Consider the following 19924-nt stretch of genomic DNA (forward strand, 5'->3'; position numbering starts at 1 on the left):
AAGGGGGCCGCGGGTAGGGGTACCTCGCCCATCGGTGCGCCTGATACACCTGGTTGATACCGCTACAGTGGCTCGATCGGGAGGCGGCGCAATGCAATTCCGAGTCCTCGGTGCGCTGGATATCAGCGCCGACGGTGCCGAGATCGATCTCGGCGGGGTGACCCGCCGGGCGGTGCTCGGATACCTGCTCCTACACGATAATCAGGTCGTCCCGACCAGCCGCATCCGAGATGCGCTGTGGCACGGGGATCCACCGCCGACGGCGCGCAAGATCGTGCAGAACGCGGTCTCCGCGATCCGCAAGATCTTCGCGCACGCGGACGGCCAATCCGCCACGACGCTACTCACCCAGGTCCCCGGCTACCGGCTCCGCGTCGACCCGGAAGCGGTCGACCTCTACCGCTTCCGCCAACTGACCCGGCTCGGCCGCGCCGAACTCGATGCGGGCGCACCCGCCCGCGGCCGCCTGCACCTGCGCGAGGCGATCGGCATGTGGTCCGGCAACGCACTGGCCGATCTGGTGGAAAACGGCATCCTCTGGAGCGAAGTGACCGCCATCGAGGATGAACGGCTCAACGCCTACGAGGACTGTTTCGACGCCGAACTGGCATGCGGGCGGCACCGCGAGATCACGCCGGAACTCGAATTGCTCACCACCACAGCGCCATTGCGCGAGAGCTTCCATCGGCAGTACATGCTCGCGCTCTACCGCAGCGGTCGCCAAGCCGACGCACTGAACGTCTACCACCGCTCGCGCACCGCGCTTGTCGACACGTTGGGTATCGAGCCGGGGCACGAACTGCAGCGACTGCACCACCTGATCCTGACCCAGGATTCCTCGCTGCAGCCCAGGGTGTACCGCGCTCCGGCATGAATCCAGGTTCTGGGATAGGCCCGTAATCCCCTCCAGCTGAGCTGGTTCGGGGCCTATCCCCGCAAGAAACCAGTTCACACCGGCACGGCCGATTTCAGCTGTTTCAGCAGCTTGTCGGCGGCCTCGATGCCGGAGCGGCAGGATGCCTCGAGTGGGGCGCCACGAAGGTAGTCGCCCGCCAGTTCGAGGCCGGGGGTTGCGGCGACCTCGGAGTGAACCTGGGACAGGAACTTTCCGTGGAATGGGAGGTAGGCGCAATAGGCCGCGTCCCAGATCCGCTTGACCATGTTTACGCGGTTCACATGGTCCACCCCGAGCAGTCCGGTGAGCTGGCGCTCGGCGTCGTCGATCCACTTGTCGAGCACATCGTCGCTGGGGGTGGGGCGCGCGTGGCGGCCGCTGAAGGTGTAGCGGACGATGTGTAGGTCGTTGATGCCGTAGACACCGGCATTGCTGCACGGTCCGTCATCGAGGACGATGGCGCGGACGTCGGAGCCGAAGACCGGGCGGTCATATTCCACGAGCACTACCGCGGCCGGAAAGTATTTGACCTCGCGCAGTAGATCGCTCAGTGCGGGCAGTTCGGATTTCACGATCTCGGCGGTGGCGTATGCGGGTGAGGCGAGGACGACTCCGTCGTAGAAGTGGTCGGTGACCGGGCCGCCGCGCTCGGAGATGCCGAGGCCGATCACCCGGCCGTTACTGGTGAGGACCTGCTCGACCTTGGTGCTCGTGCGCACCTGTACCAGCTTCGACAACTGGTGGATGATCGGCGAAATGCCGTGGGTCAGTTGGTCGTAGGTGTCCATGATCATGTTGAGGTTGGTGCCGAAGGTGCCGAGGTAGACCTCGTCGGGTTCGGCGCCGTTCATGCGGACGTTCATGGGACGGAACATATTTCGAACGATGCGTGGGCTGAAGTGCGCGCTGAGCGGGCGGTCGTCGCTGCGGGCGGCGATCCTGGTGAATGCCGACGAGCCCAGGAAGCGGTTCTCTTCCTTGCGCTGCACCAGGAAGCCCAGATACGCCAGCTTCAGCAGATCGCGCAGCGGGCCGAGGCGGCGCAGGCGGCTGATCTTGTCCCAGGCGCTCTGTTTGCTGTCGAGGGTGAGGATCTTGCCGTCGAGTACACGGGAGGTGTTGATGCCGAACTCCTCGTATTCGGGTTCGCCGAATTCGGCAAGGAATTCCCGCAGCGCACTGTACTTGCGGCCCAGGTTCTTACCGCCGGTCATGACCGGACGGTTGCCGAGTTGATCGACACCGAAACGCCCGCCGAGCACATCCATCCGCTCGATCAGTTCGACCTCGTAACCGGCCTTGTGCAGATGCAGTGCGGCCGTCATGCCTGCGATACCGGCACCGACGACTGCGAGCCGCCGGTCGGCTCGTCTCGGGTTTTCCATCGCGGTCTCCTCAGTTCTGCGCGTCGGACAGGTGCGCTTCGGACGGGTTGGGAATGAGTTCGATTCGGCATTCGGCGATCGGAATGCCGAATTGGGACAGCACCAAGTCGACGTCGGCACCGAAGTCGGGATCGGCGTCGACCCGGTAGGTGAAGGTGAGCGGGCCTGCCAGCTCGGCGAAGCCGGTGAAGGTGGCCTCGAGCCCGCCGAGTGCGTACGGTTCGCCCGCGGCCACCAGGGCGGCCTGCCGGAAGCCCTCCAACATCAGCGGCCCAGGGACGTGGTCGTAGGGGTGGTCGAAGAAGGACGGGTGTGTTCGGTCCACGAGCAGTTCGAGATCGCCGCCGACAACGACATTGCGGGGATCGCGCCGACCCACCCGATTCGGTGGCACGGGGTCAGGTGATTCGGCATGCACACCTTCCTCGGGGCGATTACGCCGTTGGTGTGTCCGGAATTCGGCGTAGGTCTCCGGTGGGAATGCGATGCCGCCGCCACGCACCGTCAGCGCCGCGGCGGTGCCGATGGTCAACGTGGCGTCGAAGGAGTGCTCGGCGAGATAGCTGGTGCCGGATCCGAGGTCGGTACGGATCCGCACGATGCCCTCCAGCGGATCGGTTCCGGTATCGCCCAGCGCGCTGTGATCCTCGATCTCGGCGGTCATCCGTTGCAGGCTGAGTGCGGTGCCGAGCGGTAGCCCGAGGTAGCGGTGTCCGAGCACGGTCATGGCCTGGCGGATCGCCTCCACCGCCGCCAGCGGGTCGTGGAAGTCGCTCACACGGTCCGACCACAGCGAGTGCGCGCGTGGTATCTGGATCGCGGCCAGGTACTCCCCCGGGCCCGCGGCCGCGGTGTCGGCGACGAAAACTTCGCCGAGACAGCGTCGGTGGGCCAGTGAGCACGGCACGGTCTGCTCGAAACTCAGCCCTGCGGTCGGCGGGGTGCGCAGTTCATTCGGCATGCTATCTCCTCAGATCCCTACGCGGGCCGTGTCGAGTTCGGCCAGGACCAGTCCGGCGAGCGCCCGTGGGGTCGGGTTGTCCAGAAAGACCTCGACCGGAATGCTCGCGCCCGCAAGCGCATTCATGCGGTTGCGCAGCTCGAGTACCGACAGGGAGGTCAGCCCGGTCGCCAGAACACCGGTGTCCGTGTCGATCTCGCCGTTGTCGCGGTCGACCAGGATCGCGGCGATCTGGGTGCATACCGTCGCGAGGACGAAGTCGGATCGCTCCGGCTCGGGTAGCGCCCGTACGCGAGCACGGAATTCGGTGTCCGGGTCCTCCGTCGACTGTGCCGTTGGTGCGTGCTCGTCGTAGTGCGGCGGCGCGATGTGCTCGCTGCTGTCGCACCAATAGTGTTGTGTGGCTCGCCAATACCGGCGGTGCTGGAACGCGTAGGTGGGCAGATCGACGGTGCGGGCACCGGAGTCGGCGAAAGCCGCCGCCCAGTCCACCCCGACACCGCGGACCCACGCTCCGGCCGCGGCTTGCATCAGGCCGTGCTGCTCGGATTCCCCACGCAGAGTCGGCAATGAGACGCACGATCGATCGCCCGCACACTCGTAGGTCATGCCGGACAGCACGTCACCGGGCCCGATCTCGATGAACGTATCGACTCCGGCATCGAGCAGATATCGCATGCAGTCGTGGAACAGCACGGTGCCGCGGGCCTGGCGGACCCAGTATTCCGGTGTACACACCTGCGCGGCGGTGACCGGTACGCCGGTGACGTTGGACAGCAACGTGATCGAGGACGGCTTCAATTCGGCGGCGGCCACGATCGCGGCGAACTCGTCGAGCAGTCCGTCCAGATGTGGGGAGTGGAAGGCACGTTCGACCCGCAGTCGCCGGATCCGTCTACCCCTGGCACGCCACTGCTTCGCCAACACGCCGATCACGGCTTCGTCACCGGAGATAACGGTCGCGTTGGGCCCATTGCTGGCAGCGATGGATACCCGATCGTCGTATCCGGCAAGCGATTGCGCGACCTCGTCGAACGTTGCACGCACCGCGAGCATCGCACCGGGTCCGAGCCGCTGCATCAATCGTCCCCTCGCCGACACCACTGCCGCGGCGTCGGCGAGGGTGAACACGCCGCCGATATGTGCCGCGGCGAGTTCACCGATCGAGTGGCCGAGCAGGAAATCCGCTGTCAGTCCCCAGGATTCGAGCAATCGGTAGGTCGCGACCTCGACGGTGAACAGTGCGGGCTGGGTGAACTCGGTGCGGTCCAGCGCATCCGCCGCATCCGGATCGAACATCACCGTGCGCAATGGCCGATCGAGATGGGTGTCGAAGGCGGTGCACAGATCTTCGAAGGCCGCGCGAAAGGCCGGAAACGCCTCGTACAGTTGCTGCCCCATACCCGTGCGCTGGCTGCCCTGACCCGGTAGCAGCAGGCCCAGCTTCCGACCGGACGCGGCAGCACCAGTGACCACGGCTCGGTCGACCGCGCCACGCGCCACCGCGGCCGCCGCTTCCCGCAGTTCGTCCGGATCTCCGGCCAGCAGCACGGCCCGGTGATCGAAGACCGTCCGGGTCGTCGCCAGTGAGAAACCCACATCCGCGATATCCGCCGGCGGGATGGAACTCAGGCGCGCGGCCTGATCCCGCAACGCTTGTGCCGTCCGGCCCGAGAGCACGCAGGGGTACGCCGGATACCGCTGCAGGGCCCGCGGTTCGTCCTCGATGTCCGGCTCGGCATATGTTTCGGTCGGGTCGTACTCGACGATGACGTGCGCATTGGTGCCGCTGAATCCGAATGCCGACACCCCCGCCCGCCGTGGCCGTCCGGTCTCCGGCCACGGTCGCGCCTCGCTGGCCAGCCGAACCCCGCCGACCGACCAGTCGATGTGCTCGGACGGTCGATCCACATGCAGCGTGGCGGGCACCACCCCGTGGCGCATCGCCAGCACCATCTTCATCAATGCCGCTGTGCCCGCGGCGGATTGCGTGTGCCCGATATTGGATTTGATCGATCCCAGCCACACCGGATGCCCAGGATCTCGGTGCCGACCGTAGGCGGCGAGCAAGGCCTGCGCTTCGATCGGGTCGCCGAGTGGCGTCCCGGTGCCATGGCCCTCGACCACATCCACCTCGGCGGCGGACAACTCGGAATTCGCCAGCGCCTGCCGGATAACACGTTGCTGCGCTTGGCCATTGGGTGCGGTCAGCCCATTGGACGCGCCATCGGAATTGATCGCGCCGCCGCGGATCACGGCGAGCACCGGATGTGCGTTGCGCCGGGCGTCGGACAGCCGCTCCACCACGAACATGCCGACGCCCTCGGCCCAGGCGGTGCCATCGGCGGCCTGCGCATAGGGTTTGCACCGGCCGTCGGGGGCGAGCGCGCGCTGCCGCGAGAACGCGATGAACGGCGACGGCATCGACATCACCGTGATGCCGCCGGTCAACGCCAGCGAACACCCACCGCCACGCAGCGATTCGACGGCCTGATGCAGCGCGACCAGCGCACCCGAGCAGGCCGTGTCGACCGTGACGGCGGGCCCCTCCAGCCCGAGCAGATAGTTGATCCGCCCGGTGGCGAGGCTGGCCTGGGTGCCGAGCACGTAGTACGTCTCGAACCCATCCCAGTCCGGCGACCAATCCGAGTAGATCTGATCGCTGACCGCGGCGAACACCCCGGTATCGGTGCCGCGCAGCGTGGTCGGGTCGATGCGCGCCCGCTCGATCGCCTCCCACGCCACCTCTAACAGCAACCGCTGCTGCGGATCCATTGCCCCGGCCTCACGTTCGGACACCCCGAAGAATCCGGCATCGAAATCCGCTATGTCATCGAGGAATCCGCCGAGGCCGACGGTGGTCATGCCCGCTTCGTCGTGCGCCGCGGCCGGTCGCCAGCCCCGATCGACCGGGAACTCCGATACCACTGATCGCTGCTCGGCGACCAAGTCCCACAACTCCTCCGGCGAACGGACGCGGCCCGGAAACCGGCAGGCCATCCCGATGATCGCGATCGGCTCTGCTCGCTCGGCCCGCACCTCGCGCAACTGCTGCCTGGTCTCGTGCAGCTCACGGACGGCGCGCCGCAGATATTCGCGCAACTGCTCGTCATCGGCCATGGTGTGCCACCTCCCTTCGGCGTCCGATCAGTCCAATTGGTCGATGAATTCGAACAATTCGCTGTCCTCGGCCGCCGCGAGATCGCCGATGCTCGCGCTTTCCGGACCGCCGTCGAGTTCGCGCAGCACCGCGCGCAGCCGGGTGGCGATATCGCGCCGATCGTCGGGATCCAGCGACGCCGCGGCGCAACTGTTCGCAAGTGCCTCCACCTCGGACCTGATCCGGGCGGGTGCGTCGTCGACCGGTGCGATCTCCTGCCGGATGTATCCGGCCAGTGCCGCAGGGGTCGGATGGTCGAAGACCACCGTCGTGCCCAGGTTGATGCCGACCGCGGATTTGACCCGGTTGCGGAACTCCATCACCCCCAGCGAATCGAAGCCCAGTTCCTGGAATGGGCGTTCGACGTCGATCGCATCCGGCGACTGGTGGCCGAGCACGGCGGCCGCCTGCGCGCGAATCGCGTCCACGATCACCCGCTCCTGTTCGGCCGGGTCGAGTCCGAGCAGACCGGCGGCGAATTTGGCCGATTCACTCGACCTGGCCGCGGCGGTCCGCCGCGAGGAACGGGCGAGACCGCGCAGCATGGCGGGCATATCGGCCGGATCCATCGCCGAGAGCACCGACATGTCCAAGCGCGCGGCGACTGTGGCGGCCCGCCCGCCCGCGAGTGCGGCGTCGACGAGCGCCATGCCGTGGTCATCGTCGATGGGCAGCATGCCCTCTCGGCGCATGCGCGCCCAATCCTGGTCGCCCAGTTGGGCCGTCATGCCGCTGGCACTGCGCCAAGCGCCCCAGGCCAGCGCGGTAGCGGGTAGTCCGGCGAGATGGCGGCGGCGGGCCAGTGCGTCCAAATAGGCATTCGCCGCCGCGTAATTGGCCTGTCCCGGTCCGCCGAGCACGCCCGCGATGGAGGAGTACAGCACGAAGGCCGCCAGGTCGAGGTCCTTGGTGGCCTCGTGCAGATGGTGCGCGGCATCGACTTTGGGGCCGAAGACGGTCCGCACCTGCTCTGCGGTCATGGAGTCGAACATGCCGTCATCGATCACACCGGCGGTGTGCACCACCGCCGTCAGCGGATGCTGCGCCGGGATCGTGTCCAGCAGTGCCGATATCGCGGCCGGATCGGCCACATCGGCGGCGACGATATCGACATCGGCACCGTGCGCGGTCAATTCGGCCACCAGTTCGGTCGCGCCCTCGGCGGTCGGACCCCGACGACTGGCCAGCAGCAGCCGGCGCACGCCGCGCTCGCCGACGAGATGCCGGGCGAGCACCGCACCGAGTCCGCCGGTGCCGCCGGTCACCAGGACCGTGCCCTCCGGGTTCCACCGTGGCGGCACAGTCAGCACATTCTTGCCGATATGCCGGGCCTGGCTCATGAACCGGAATACCTCCGGCGCCTCCCGGACATCCCATGAGGTGACCTGAATTGGTTGCAGTACACCGGAATCGAAGAGTCCGACGAGTTCGGTCATGATCTCGCGGAGCCGGTCGGGGCCGGCCTCCATCAGATGGAAGGCCCGGTAGTAGACGCCGGGATGTTCGGCGGCCACCTTGTCCGGCTCACGCCGGTCGGTCATGCCCATTTCGATGAACCGGCCACCGCGCGGCAGCAAGCGCAGGGAGGCGTCGACGAATTCGTTGGCCAGTGAGTCCAGGACGATATCGACGCCGCGTCCCTCGGTGGCGTCGAGGAATCGCTGTTCGAAGTCGAGGGTGCGGGTGTCGCCGATATGCGTCTCGTCGAATCCCATGCCGCGCAGCACATCCCACTTCGGCTTGCTCGCGGTGACATAGAGTTCCGCGCCGAAATGCCGGGCCAGCTGCACCGCGGCCATGCCGACGCCACCGGTCGCGGCATGCAGCAGCAGCGTCTCCCCCGGCTGTAGTCCGGCCAGATCGACCAGGCCGAAGTACGCGGTCGCGAAGACCACCGGCGCAGCGGCCGCCTGAGCGAAGGACCAGCCGCGCGGCATCGGCACCACCAGCCGCCGATCGACCACGGCGGTGGACCCGACCACCGGGAGGAAGCCGAATACCCGATCACCCGGCGCGAAATCGGTGACGTCCGAGGCGACTTCGAGCACGACGCCCGCGCCCTCACCGCCGATCGGCGCGTCCGGATCCGGGTACATGCCGAGCACGATCAGCACATCACGGAAGTTGACGCCCGCCGCCCGCACCGCGACGCGGACCTGGCCGGGAGCCAGCGGGGCGGTGGCATCGGGATCCGGTGTGAACGTGAGGTTATCGCCGGTCAGCGTGCCCTTGCCGAGTGGGAGCAGCCGCCAGTCACCGTCGTCCGAGGGCATACTCGCTTCGACCGTGTCGGCACCGGATCGGCTCAGTCGGATCGCGTGCAGTCCGCCGCGCCGCAGCGCCAGTTGTGGTTCGTCGGCCACGGTGATGGCCTGTACGACGGCTTCGCGGTAGTGCGCCCAGTCGTCGACATCGACCAGCAGCATTCGGCCGGGGTTCTCGTTCTGCGCGCTGCGCAGCAGGCCCCAGGCCGCCGCGCCCGCCAGATCCGCATTCTCCGCGCCGTGTACCGCGACCGCGTTGCGGCTGACCACCACCAGGATCCGTTCGGCGGCGTCCTCGTCGGTCACCAACCGCTGCACCGTGGTCATCAGGTCGGTCACCCATTCGCGCACCGATTCCGGTGTGCCGCCCACCGATTCGGACGTGGGAGCGGAAAGTACCACCGCACGCTGCCCGGCCACGGTTACCGTCTCCTGGCCCGCACCCGAACGCGCCCAAGGCTGATCAACGGTCACATTCTCCGGCTGCGGCACGGTAATCCAGATCGTGCCGAGCAGATCCGCGTTCGCGGTCGACTTCACCATCAGCGCCTCGCGCGGCAGCGCACGCAGTGCCAGCGCCGCCACCTCGGCGACCGGACCGCCGCCCGCGTCGGCCAGGATGAGTGAGATCCGGTCCGGCGCCGGCGCAGACAGCCGTATCCGCAGTGACGACGCACCGACCGCGTGCAGCGAGACGCCCTCCCATGAGAACGGCACCGACACCTCGCCATCGTCGCCCGCCGCGGCCCCACCGAGGGCGATGGCGTGCAGCGCGGCATCCAACAGCGCGGGGTGCACGCCGAACCGCTCCGCCGAGGACCGCGCCTGCTCCGGTAGATCCACCTCACCGAACAAGTCCTCGCCGCGTCGCCAGAGTGCGGTCAGTCCACGGAACAGCGGGCCGTAGCGATATCCGGCCTCGGCCAGGTCGTCGTAGCCGCCGTCGAGTTCGACGGGTTCGGCACCGGGCGGCGGCCATGCCGCGAAATCCGCACTTGCCGTCGCGGATTCGTCCCGCGGAGCGGGTTCGACGACACCGACGGCATGGCAAGTCCACTCGATCCGCTCGCCGGTCTCGGATTCGGACTGTGGCCGCGAGTACACGGTGAGTGCCCGGCTGCCGGTGTCCTGTGGTGCGCCCGCGACGACGCGCAATTCGATCGCACCGGTATCGGGCAGCGGCAGCGGCGCCTGCAAGACCAGCTCGGCCAGCCGGGCGCAATCCACCAAAGCGCCCACGTGCAGCGCCATTTCGACGAATGCGGTGCCGGGCAGCAGGATGATGCCGGCGATTTCGTGGTCGGCCAACCAGGGATGGCTGCGCAGCGAAAGCCGTCCGGCGCAGACGATCTCATCGGATTCCGGCAGCCGCACCACCGCACCCAGCAGCGGATGCGCGGCATCCTCCAGCCCCGACTGCCGCACATCGCCGACGCCCGCGGATTGCAGCCAGTACTGCTGCCACTGGAACGGATAGGTCGGCAGGTCGACCGCCGTCGCACCGCTTCCGGCGAACAGCTCCGTCCAATTCACATGCGCGCCGGCGCAATATCCGGCGGCCAGTGCGGCAATCAGTCCGGATATCTCACCGTCCGCACCGGGCGAGCGCAGCACCGGCTTGGTCGTCGGTACCGGCTTTTCGGCCGCGGCGGCGGTCTGCACCACCAACGTGGTCAGCGCCGCACCCGGTCCGGCCTCCCACGCGACGCCGACTCGTTCCGCGATCAGCCGCTCGGCGGCCGCCATGAACCGCACCGGTCGGCGAACCTGGCCGACCCAATAATCCGGGGAACGCAATTCGTCATCGGTGGCCGGTTCGCCGGTCACCGTGGAGATGATCGGGATGGTCGCCCTGTGGTAAGTCAGTCCGGCGCAGACCCTTTCGAAGTCGGCGAGCATCGGCTCCATCCGCGGCGAATGGAATGCGTGGCTGACCACCAGGCGCTTGGTCTTGCATCCACGCTCGGCCAGGATCGCGACGACCTCGGCTACCGCATCGTCGTCACCAGAAAGCACCAGCGAACGCGGCCCATTCACCGCCGCGATGCCCACCCGGTCCGCGCGATCGCCGATGAGCTCGGCGACCTCGTCCTCGTCGGCGGTGACCGAGACCATGGTTCCGCCCTCGGGCAGAGCCTGCATCAGACGTCCCCGCGCCGCCACGAGCGCGCAGGCATCCGAGAGCGACCACACCCCGGCGACGAAGGCCGCGGCGATCTCGCCGATGGAGTGGCCGACCAGGTAGTCGGGGCTAACGCCCCAGGATTGCAGCAGCCGGAACAGGGCGACCTCGATCGCGAACAGGGCGGGCTGGGTGTATTCGGTCCGGTCCAGCAGGGCCGCCTCCTGGGTGCCCGGCTCGGCGAAGATCACGCTGCGCAGTCCGGCGGTCCAGTCCGGGTTGGCGGCGTCGACCTGCGCGCACACCTCGTCGAAGATCTCGGCGAACAATGGATAGGCTCGGTAGAGCCGGGTGCCCATGCCCGCGCGCTGCGCGCCCTGGCCGGGGAACAGCACCGCGGTCCGGACATCGCGTCCGGCGACGCCGCGGACGACCTGCGACGAATCCTGTTGTGCGATCAGTGCTTCCAGCGCGGTCAGCAGGTCATCACGATCGGAGCCGAGCAGGACGGCGCGGTGTTCGAATTCCGAGCGGGTCGCGGTCAGCGAGTAGCCGATATCGGTCGGATCGGTGTCAGGGTTTCTCTGGAGAAATTCGGATAGTCGCTGCGCCATCGCAGGTACCGCCGAGTCGGTGCGCCCGGACACCACCCAGGGTGTCACGGGTGGCGTGTTCCGTTGTGGGGCCGTGCTGTTCGACTCGTCGGCTGGCGGTTCCTCGATGATCAGATGGGCGTTGGTGCCGCTGATGCCGAACGAGGAGATCCCGGCGCGTCGCGGCGTCGACCGGCGCGGCCACGGCCGCGGTTCGGCCAGCAGTCGGACATTGCCCTCGGTCCAATCCACATGTTCGGTCGGCTGCTCGGAATTCAGGGTGCGCGGCAGCATTTCGTGCCGCATGGACAGCACGGTCTTGACGATTCCGGCGACACCGGCGGCGGCCTGAGTGTGTCCCATATTCGATTTGATCGAGCCGAGCCACAGCGGGCTATCCGGACTCGGCCGCGTTCGGCCATAGGTGGACAGCAGCGCCTGCACCTCGATGGGATCACCAAGAACCGTTCCGGTGCCGTGCCCCTCGACCATATCCACGTCGGCGGCGGTGATCCTGGCATCGGCCAGCGCGTCCCGGATGACCCGCTGCTGCGCCGGACCATTCGGCGCGGCCAGCCCATTCGAGGCACCGTCCTGATTCACCGCCGAACCGCGCACCAGCGCCAGAATCCGGCGGCCCTGCGCGCGAGCCCGCGACAGTCGCTCCAGCACCAGCACACCGATGCCCTCGGACCACACGGTGCCGTCGGCGCCCTCGCCGTAGGACTTGCACCGTCCGTCCGGTGCCAGCCCGCGCTGCATGCTGAACGATATGAACGGCGCGGCCTTCGCCATGACCGTGACCCCACCGGCCAAGGCGGTATCGCACTCGCCCCGGCGCAGCGCCTGGGCGGCCAGGTGCACCGTCACCAGCGACGACGAGCAGGCCGTATCGATGGTGAGCGCCGGACCCTCCAGGCCGAGCGCATACGAAATGCGGCCGGAGGCAACACTTCCCGTCATGCCGGTCATCAGATATCCGGCCAGGTCGGCGGGCGCGGTGTCATCGGCGTAGTCGTTGTAGAACATTCCGGCGTAGACGCCGGTGCGGCTGCCGTGCATGGAACTCGGGTCGATGCGCGCGTGCTCCAATGCCTCCCACGAGACCTCCAGCAGTAGGCGCTGCTGTGGATCGGTGGCCAGCGCCTCGCGTGGCGAGATACCGAAGAAGCCCGCGTCGAATGCCGCCGCGCCGTCGAGGAATCCGCCGGAGCGGACATAGGTCTTGCCCTCGGCGCCCGGTTCGGGATCGTAGCAATCGTCCCAGCCGCGTTCCGGCGGGAATTCCGAGGTCACCTCGCGACCGTCAGTGAGCATGCGCCACATATCCTCCGGTGCGGCGATGCCGCCCGGATAGCGGCAGGCCATGCCGACGATGGCGATCGGTTCCTCCGGGTCGGTCGCATGGGTCGCGAATCCGTTGCCCTCGGGCGCATCGGCCCCGATCAGTCTGGTGCGCAGCAGTTCGGCGAGCCGGTCGATGGTCGGATAGTCGAAGGCCACCGCCGCCGTGAGCTCCACACCGCTGGCGCGGCGCAAACGGTCACGCAGTTCGACCGCGGATCGGGAGTCGAAGCCCAGATCCCGGAACGAGGCCGACACGTCGATGACCTCGGGCGCGACCGCGCCGAGCACATCGGTCACCTGCTGGACCACCAGCTCGCGCAGCAGCCGCCGCTGCTCCTCGGGTGAGCGGCGGCCGAGCTCATCGCGTTCGAGCACCGCGCTGCGGTCGCCATTCGACTGTGACATCTGGACTCCTCGAATGTGGTTGCGCTGCACCGGAAAGCATTCGACTTCCGCCGATATTTCGAGCGTAAATAGGCACCGGTCTGCGCCCGTCCACCGTGCGGTAATCGGTGGGCCACCGCAGGCCCCGATTCGTCGATTTCGGCGGTAGCTTTCATATTCGACGTTCCATGCGAGGCGGGAGTACGACAATGCCGGTTCCGGAATCCACTGTTTTCCAACGTTTGGGTCGACTCGCCTCGGTCATAGACCCCGACGGCTGCCCGGCCACGACGATCGATGAGGTGTTCACCGGGAAGCCGCTCGGACCGATTCCGCTGGCCGATGCCGATGACGTGCACGCCGCATTCACCAAAGCTTCCGTGGCACAGCGGGATTGGTCCGCTCGACCGGTGCGCGACCGAGCCGCCGTCATCAAGCGCTATCGCGCGCTGGTACTCGAACGCCGCGACCTATTGCTCGATATCATCCAGGCCGAAACCGGAAAGGCCCGCTGGACCGCACAGGAAGAAATACTCGGAATCATCGCCGGAACACGGTATTACGCGCGGATGGCACCGGAGTTATTGAAACCTAAGCGCGTTCCCGGGCCGCTGCCCGGCCTGACCAGGGTGCGCGTGCACGCGCAACCGAAGGGCGTTGTCGGTGTCATCGCACCCTGGAATTATCCGATGTTCCTGGCCATCGGCGATTCCATTCCCGCGCTGCTGGCGGGCAATGCGGTGGTGCTGAAACCCGCGTCCCGAACTCCGTTCGCCGCCTTGGCCAATGCCGAATTGCTCTACGAGGCGGGGCTGCCCCGTGAACTGCTCGCCGTCGTCCCCGGTTCGGGCTCGACGGTCGGGCGCGCCATCGTCGAGGACTGCGATTACCTCATGTTCACCGGCTCCTCGGCCACCGGGCGGGTCCTCGCCCGGCAGTGCGCCGACCGGTTGATCGGATTCTCCGCCGAATTGGGCGGCAAGAATCCGATGATCGTCACCGCGGGCGCGGATCTCGACAAGGTGGCGAAAGCCGCACTGCGCGCGTGCTTCTCGAATGCGGGCCAGCTGTGTCTGTCCATTGAACGCATCTACGTCGAGCAAGCGATCGCCGAAGAGTTCATGGCGAAGTTCGTGGCCGCGATCGAAGCTATGCCGCTCGGCGCTGGTTATGACTTCTCGACCGCGATGGGCAGTCTCAGCTCTGCTGAACAGCTCGCCACCGTCGCCAAACACCTCGCCGATGCGAAATCCAAAGGTGCGACTGTAGTTGCCGGCGGAAAGGCGCGACCAGACCTCGGTCCGCTGTTCTTCGAACCCACGGTGTTGACCGGTGTGACCGCCGAGATGGATTGCGCCCGTGAGGAAACCTTCGGACCGCTCGTCGGGATCTATCCGGTCGCCGACGTCGATGAGGCCGTCCGACTCGCCAACGACACCGCATACGGCCTCAGCGCCAGCGTGTGGGCTGCGACCCCGGCCCAGGGCGAGGCCATCGCGGTCCGGTTGCGCTCGGGTGCGGTGAATGTCGACGAAGGGTATGCGGTGGCCGCGGCCAGCCCGACCGCGCCGATGGGCGGTATGGGCATTTCCGGGCTCGGCCGCAGACACGGTCCCGAGGGACTACTCAAATACACCGAGCCGCAGACCGTCGCCGCCGCGTTGGTCGTCGGCCTCGACGCGCCACCGCGCATGTCCGCCGAGCGGTGGCAGCGGATGCAGGTGCCGATGGCGGAATTCGTGAGCAAACTTCCCGGCCGATGACCATTAGCATCGTGCTCTGTGATCACAGTGGCCAGCTGGAACGTCCTACATCGCGTGCACGCGGAGAACTGGGGCTCCGATATCGCGACGCGCTGGCCCGATGAAGGGGTGCGCATCGCGGCGGTGACCGACTGGATAGCCGGACGGCCCGAACAGGTCATCGCCCTGCAGGAGGTCAGCGGTGACCAACTCGCGAGCCTGCGATCGGCATTGCCCGACAGGGATATTCACGCACTGCGCTACCCACGCGTCCCGCATCCGCGCAGCGGCACCAGTCCGCTGCAGGACCGCACCGAACATCTCGTCCTCGTGGTCGCCGGATCGGGCCGCGAGGTCGCGGCCGAATCCTTCGACAACGATCCGGGCAAGGGCGCACTGGCCGTCGAAACGGCCGGAATGGTCTTCGTGGCCACCCATGTGACCGGCGACCCGCGGCGCACCCGCCAGCTGGCTCGATTGGCCGAACTCGCCCCACCGGATCGAGTGAGCGTCCTGCTCGGCGACTTCAATATCGACCGCGACACCGTCGCATCCGCACTCGGCGCCGACTTCGCCATCGTCGACCTTCCCGCCGATTCCCTGCCGACACTCCCGCGCACCTCGGGCACGAAGTCACAATTCATCGACCACGTGGTCGTCCACGGCGCCACCGTGCAGGACGCGGCCGTGCTGGCGGTCGGCGGTCTCTCGGACCATAACTACCTCCGCGCCACCATCACTGTTTGAGGCGACCCCCAGCGCGCCACAGCCAGCACCAGCGCGGCAGCTCCGCGATCACCGTCAGCACCGCCAACACCAGGACGACGACGGCGATCCAGCTCGGCCAGATGACCCAGGCGCTCAGCACCGCCGCGACCAGTTGCAGGACGACAAGGGCGATCGTGACCCACCCCGGCGCGGCGAGGAGTACCTGCTTCTTGTCGCCGGGCGTGCTGAACACCGTAGGCAGGCCGATCAGCACCACCACCGACAACACCGCGAGGAAAACCGAATCGAAACGCGCGGCCACCGCCCACGGCGTCGCGATCCAAGCAATGAGCTCGACCGTAAACCGCAACACGGACGCAACCCTGCCCTGCCCCGTAAGGTTCGGCGATTCCAACATGCGTGCAGCGTCCCATGCGAATCGCGCCGCCGCACATCGATGGCGAAGCCCCGGACCGAAGGGGATGGTCCGGGGCTTCATGTGGAGTATCGCGCGGGTCCTTCGCCGAGTTAACGGGGTGCAATGGGCGTCACGCGAGTTGAGCCAGCAGGTCGTCGGCGGCGGTGGTGCCGGAGCGGAAGCAGGCTTCCAGTGAGGTGCCGAGGAGGTAGTCGCCCGCTACGGCCAGGCCGGTACAGGCGGTGATTTCGTGGCGGAGTTTGGCGGTGAAGTCGCCGTGGTCGGGGAGGTAGGCGCAGTAGGCGGTTTCCCAGCTGCGGGTTACGCGATGGCGGCGGGTAGCGCCGGTTGCGGCGCAGTGCTCGGTGACGGCGCGTTCGGCTCGGGTGAGCCAGGTTTCGAAGGATCTGGCGGTTGGGAGGGGGCGTGCGTCGCGTCCCGCGAAGATGTAGCGGACGGTATCGCGGCGGGTCGGGCTCTCCGGGCCGACGGCGCGGCAGGGGCCGTCGTCGAAGGTGATGCCCCAGACGTCGGGCGCGAAGATATCGCGGTCGTATTCGACGACCGCGACCGCGGCGGGGAGGTACCTGATCTGCGCGAGCAGCTTGCCGACGGCGGGGAATTCGTCGATGACCAGCTCGGCGGCGGCCGGCGCCGGAGTTGCCAGTAGGACCGCGTCGTAGCGGTGTTCGATTGGCGCAGCACCGTTTTCGGCGACGGCGAGTCCGCGGACCCGGCCGTTGCGCACCAGCAGGCGGTTCGCGGTGGCGCCGGTGCGCAGGACGACCCGTCGCGACATCGCGTCGAAGACCGGTTGGATACCGTCGGTGAGACGGTCGAAGTCGTCGAGCACCGTCGCCAGCGTCGCACCGAAGGCGCCGAGGTAGACCTCCTCGGGTTCGGCACCGTGGGTCCATACGGTCATGGGGCGCAACAGGATTGCGGTGAGCGCGGGGCCGAAGTGTTCGCTGAGCGGTTTATGGTCGCTGTGTGCGGCGAGTTTGGTGAAATAGCCGGGTTCGAGCAGTCCGTCGGCGGTGAGCGCGCGCGTGGCGAGGTAGGAGAACTTGGCGACATCGGGTGCGGGGGTGCCCACTTCGATCAGATGCCGCAGGCCGCCGGAGCGATCGCGATGGTCGATGGTGAACAGCTCGCCGCCCACGATCCGCGACATCCGCAGCGGATACGGCTCCACGGCGAAGGGACCCAGTTCCGTCAGAAACTCACGCAGTGCGGTGTATTTGCGGCCGATGAGCCGCCCGCCCGCCATGATCGGCCGGTCACCGAGCAGGCATACGCCGCACCGCCCGCCCGGCTGCGGCTCGCGTTCGATCAGTTCGACACGGTGGCCCGCCTGCTGGAGACGATGGGCAGCCGCCAGTCCCGAAATTCCCGCGCCGACCACCGCGATATGCTGGCCATCCCCCACGCCTCACCTGCCCAGCCAGTAGGTGCGATGCTGAAAAGCGTAGGTGGGCAGGTCTATTCGCCGCGCACCGGTGCTCGCATACAGCGCCGACCAGTCCATCGGTGTTCCGGCGGCATGCGCCCGGGCCAATGCGGTCACGAACGAGATGGCCTCGTCCGAGGGACCGTATCCCCCGGTTCCCGAGACCGACGTCACTACAACATCTGTCTCTGCGGCAACGGTGGCGACGACGATCTCACGCACCCGCTGCGCCCATGCGCCGCAACCCAATTCGACGAAGATCGATCCGGCATGCCCGGCCGCCCATCGAATCGCCTCCCACGGCGGATCATCCGTGCGAGCCTGCGCCGTCCAGTACTCGGCCGCGCTCAGCTCGTCCCGACCGACCTGTTCCCCCGTTCGACTGGACACAATGGCGACCCTCGGATCCCCGAAACTCGCGCCCGCACACACCCGCGCGACTGCCGCCGGATCGTCCCTCGCCCTGATGAATTCGACCGCCGAGGCCAGCGACCACACCCCCGCCACATATCCGGCCGCGATCTCACCGATCCCCTGCCCGACCAGATAGTCGGCCCGCACCCCGAACGAAGCCATCAACTCATACAACCCGACCGCGACGGCAAAAACCCCCGCCCGCGCGGACTCTGGACTATCCCACAACCGAGTCACCGAGTCGGGCTCACCCGTCACAAGATCGCGCAGCGGACGCCCCAAATCGGTAAACGCCGTATCTATTTCGTCATAGGCCGAGCGGAACACCGGGAAGTCGGCATACAGTCCGCGCCCGACACCGACGAGCCCCGAACCGGGAAACAACACAACCGTCTTTGCCACCGGCGATGCGACCGCACGCACGACTGTCGGCGAATCCTGTCCGGCCGCAAGCGATTCCAGACCAGCCAGCAGATCATCATGTTTGCGACCGATCAGCACCGCGCGATGCGGCAGCCGCGCACGCGAAACCGCCAGTGAATGACCGACATCCACCGGATCGATATCCGGATGCGCGCGCAATCGCGCCGCGAGCCGTTCCGCCTGACCGGTCAGCGCCCGCGGCGACCGCGCCGATACCACCCAGGCCAGCACCGGCGGCGCACCGTCCGCCGCGGGCGCGAGCTGCTGCGCCGGGGCCTGCTCGAGCACCACATGGGTATTGGTGCCGGTGATGCCGAACGACGAGACGCAGGCCCGTCGCGGCCGCCCGGTATCCGGCCACGGCCGAGTTCCGGTTACCAGCTCCACTTGCCCGGCCGCCCAATCGACGTGCGGCGTCGGCTCGTCCACATGCAGCGTCGGCGGGACCACGCCGTGGCGCATCGCCATGACCATCTTGATCACCCCGGCCACCCCGGCAGCGGCCAGGCAGTGGCCCATATTCGATTTGATCGACCCGAGCAGCGCGGGCCGGTCCCGATCCTGCCCATAGGTGGCCAACAGCGCCTGCACCTCGATGGGGTCGCCGAGTACGGTCGCGGTGCCGTGGCCCTCGATCACATCCACCTGCGCGGCGGACAACTGAGCGTTGGCCAGCGCCGCTCGGATGACCCGCCGCTGGGCCGAACCGTTCGGCGCGGTGAAGCCATTGGACGCGCCGTCCTGATTCACCGCCGAACCGCGCAACACCGCGAGCATCGGATGGCCATTGCGCTCGGCATCCGAAAGCCGTTCCAGCAGTAGCATTCCCACGCCCTCGGACCACACGGTCCCGTCCGCGGCGGCCGCATACGAGCGACAGTGCCCATCGGATGCGGTGCCACGCTCACTCGAGGAGGCGAACATATCGGGCGTCGCCATCACCGTGACGCCACCGACCAGCGCGAGCGTCGACTCCCCGGCCCGCACCGACGCCATGGCCTGATGCAGCGCCACCAGCGAGGAGGAGCACGCGGTATCCACCGTCATGGCCGGACCTTCCAGACCGAACACATACGAGATCCGCCCCGAGCCGGCACCCGCTGCCTTGCCGGTCAGCAAAAACCCGGACAGACCGGAGATCTGCTCGGTCGTCAACGCGCGATACGCGCCGTCGACGGTGCCGTACGACTGCCCGATCAGACCGACGAATACGCCGGTTCGACTGCCGCGCAGGCTGGTTGGATCCATGCCCGCCCGCTCGAAGGTCTCCCACGCCACCTCGAGCAGTTGACGCTGCTGCGGGTCGATCGCCAATACCTCACGGGGACTGATCCCGAAGAAGCGCGCATCGAAATCGCCCGCGTCCTCGATGAATCCGCCCTGCTCCACCATCTTGGAACGGGTCGGATCGGGATCGGTGACCCCGTCGAAGTCCCAGCCGCGATCGGCGGGCCACCCGGAGATGACCTCGCGTCCCGTGGCGACCATCTCCCAGAGGTCCTCCGGCGAGAGCACGCCACCGGGATAGCGGCAGCCCATCGATACGATCGCCACCGGCTCGTAGGTACGAGCCTCCAACTGCCGCACCCGATCTCGGGTCCGCTGCAATTCGCGGGCCGCGGTCCGCAGGTATTCGCGCAGCCGCTGTTCCTCAGCCA

9 protein-coding genes and 1 pseudogene are annotated in these 19924 nt (G+C 67.6%); 3 read left to right on the plus strand and 7 right to left on the minus strand.

Annotated features, from left to right (window positions below; translation table 11 throughout):
* Positions 1 to 91 precede the first annotated feature (91 nt).
* Entirely contained in the window at positions 92 to 874 is a 783-nt protein-coding gene (locus ACHQ4I_RS12790; RefSeq protein WP_420771925.1) for an AfsR/SARP family transcriptional regulator, read from the plus strand.
* Positions 875 to 948: 74 nt separating this feature from the next.
* Here ACHQ4I_RS12790 and ACHQ4I_RS12795 read toward each other — a convergent pair whose 3' ends face one another.
* Genes ACHQ4I_RS12795 through ACHQ4I_RS12810 form a run of 4 tightly spaced genes read right to left on the minus strand, consistent with a single transcriptional unit; the run spans position 949 to position 13132 of the window.
* Positions 949 to 2280, minus strand: a complete 1332-nt coding sequence (locus ACHQ4I_RS12795) for a protoporphyrinogen/coproporphyrinogen oxidase (RefSeq protein ID WP_420771926.1) — start codon at positions 2278 to 2280, stop codon at positions 949 to 951.
* A gap of 10 nt (positions 2281 to 2290) precedes the next feature.
* Positions 2291 to 3241 (minus strand): AfsA-related hotdog domain-containing protein, encoded by a 951-nt coding sequence (locus ACHQ4I_RS12800; protein WP_420771927.1) that lies wholly within the window; start codon positions 3239 to 3241, stop codon positions 2291 to 2293.
* Positions 3242 to 3250: 9 nt separating this feature from the next.
* A complete protein-coding gene (locus ACHQ4I_RS12805; RefSeq protein ID WP_420771928.1) occupies positions 3251 to 6361 on the minus strand; it encodes a type I polyketide synthase in 3111 nt (1036 codons plus the stop codon).
* A 27-nt stretch (positions 6362 to 6388) separates the two neighbouring features.
* Positions 6389 to 13132, minus strand: a complete 6744-nt coding sequence (locus ACHQ4I_RS12810; protein ID WP_420771929.1) for an SDR family NAD(P)-dependent oxidoreductase — start codon at positions 13130 to 13132, stop codon at positions 6389 to 6391.
* Positions 13133 to 13320: 188 nt separating this feature from the next.
* On the opposite strand from ACHQ4I_RS12810, the gene ACHQ4I_RS12815 reads away from it, so the two are divergent.
* Both ACHQ4I_RS12815 and ACHQ4I_RS12820 read left to right on the plus strand, forming a co-directional pair.
* A complete protein-coding gene (locus tag ACHQ4I_RS12815; RefSeq protein WP_420771930.1) occupies positions 13321 to 14874 on the plus strand; it encodes a succinic semialdehyde dehydrogenase in 1554 nt (517 codons plus the stop codon).
* Positions 14875 to 14892: 18 nt separating this feature from the next.
* Positions 14893 to 15600, plus strand: coding sequence for an endonuclease/exonuclease/phosphatase family protein (locus ACHQ4I_RS12820; RefSeq protein ID WP_420771931.1), 708 nt, complete (start codon positions 14893 to 14895; stop codon positions 15598 to 15600).
* On the opposite strand, the gene ACHQ4I_RS12825 is transcribed toward ACHQ4I_RS12820, so the two are convergent.
* The 3 genes and pseudogenes from ACHQ4I_RS12825 to ACHQ4I_RS12835 all read right to left on the minus strand — a co-directional run.
* Positions 15590 to 15934 (minus strand): hypothetical protein, encoded by a 345-nt coding sequence (locus ACHQ4I_RS12825; protein ID WP_420771932.1) that lies wholly within the window; start codon positions 15932 to 15934, stop codon positions 15590 to 15592. The genes ACHQ4I_RS12820 and ACHQ4I_RS12825 overlap by 11 nt on opposite strands.
* A gap of 175 nt (positions 15935 to 16109) precedes the next feature.
* On the minus strand, positions 16110 to 17408 hold the full coding sequence (locus ACHQ4I_RS12830) for a protoporphyrinogen/coproporphyrinogen oxidase (RefSeq protein ID WP_420771933.1): 1299 nt from the start codon (positions 17406 to 17408) through the stop codon (positions 16110 to 16112).
* Between the two features lie 3 nt (positions 17409 to 17411).
* A pseudogene (locus ACHQ4I_RS12835) lies at positions 17412 to 19907 on the minus strand (type I polyketide synthase); the annotation flags it as partial.
* Between the last annotated feature and the right edge of the window lie 17 nt (positions 19908 to 19924).

Source organism: Nocardia nepalensis (genome assembly GCF_048910785.1).
Classification (GTDB): domain Bacteria; phylum Actinomycetota; class Actinomycetes; order Mycobacteriales; family Mycobacteriaceae; genus Nocardia; species Nocardia nepalensis.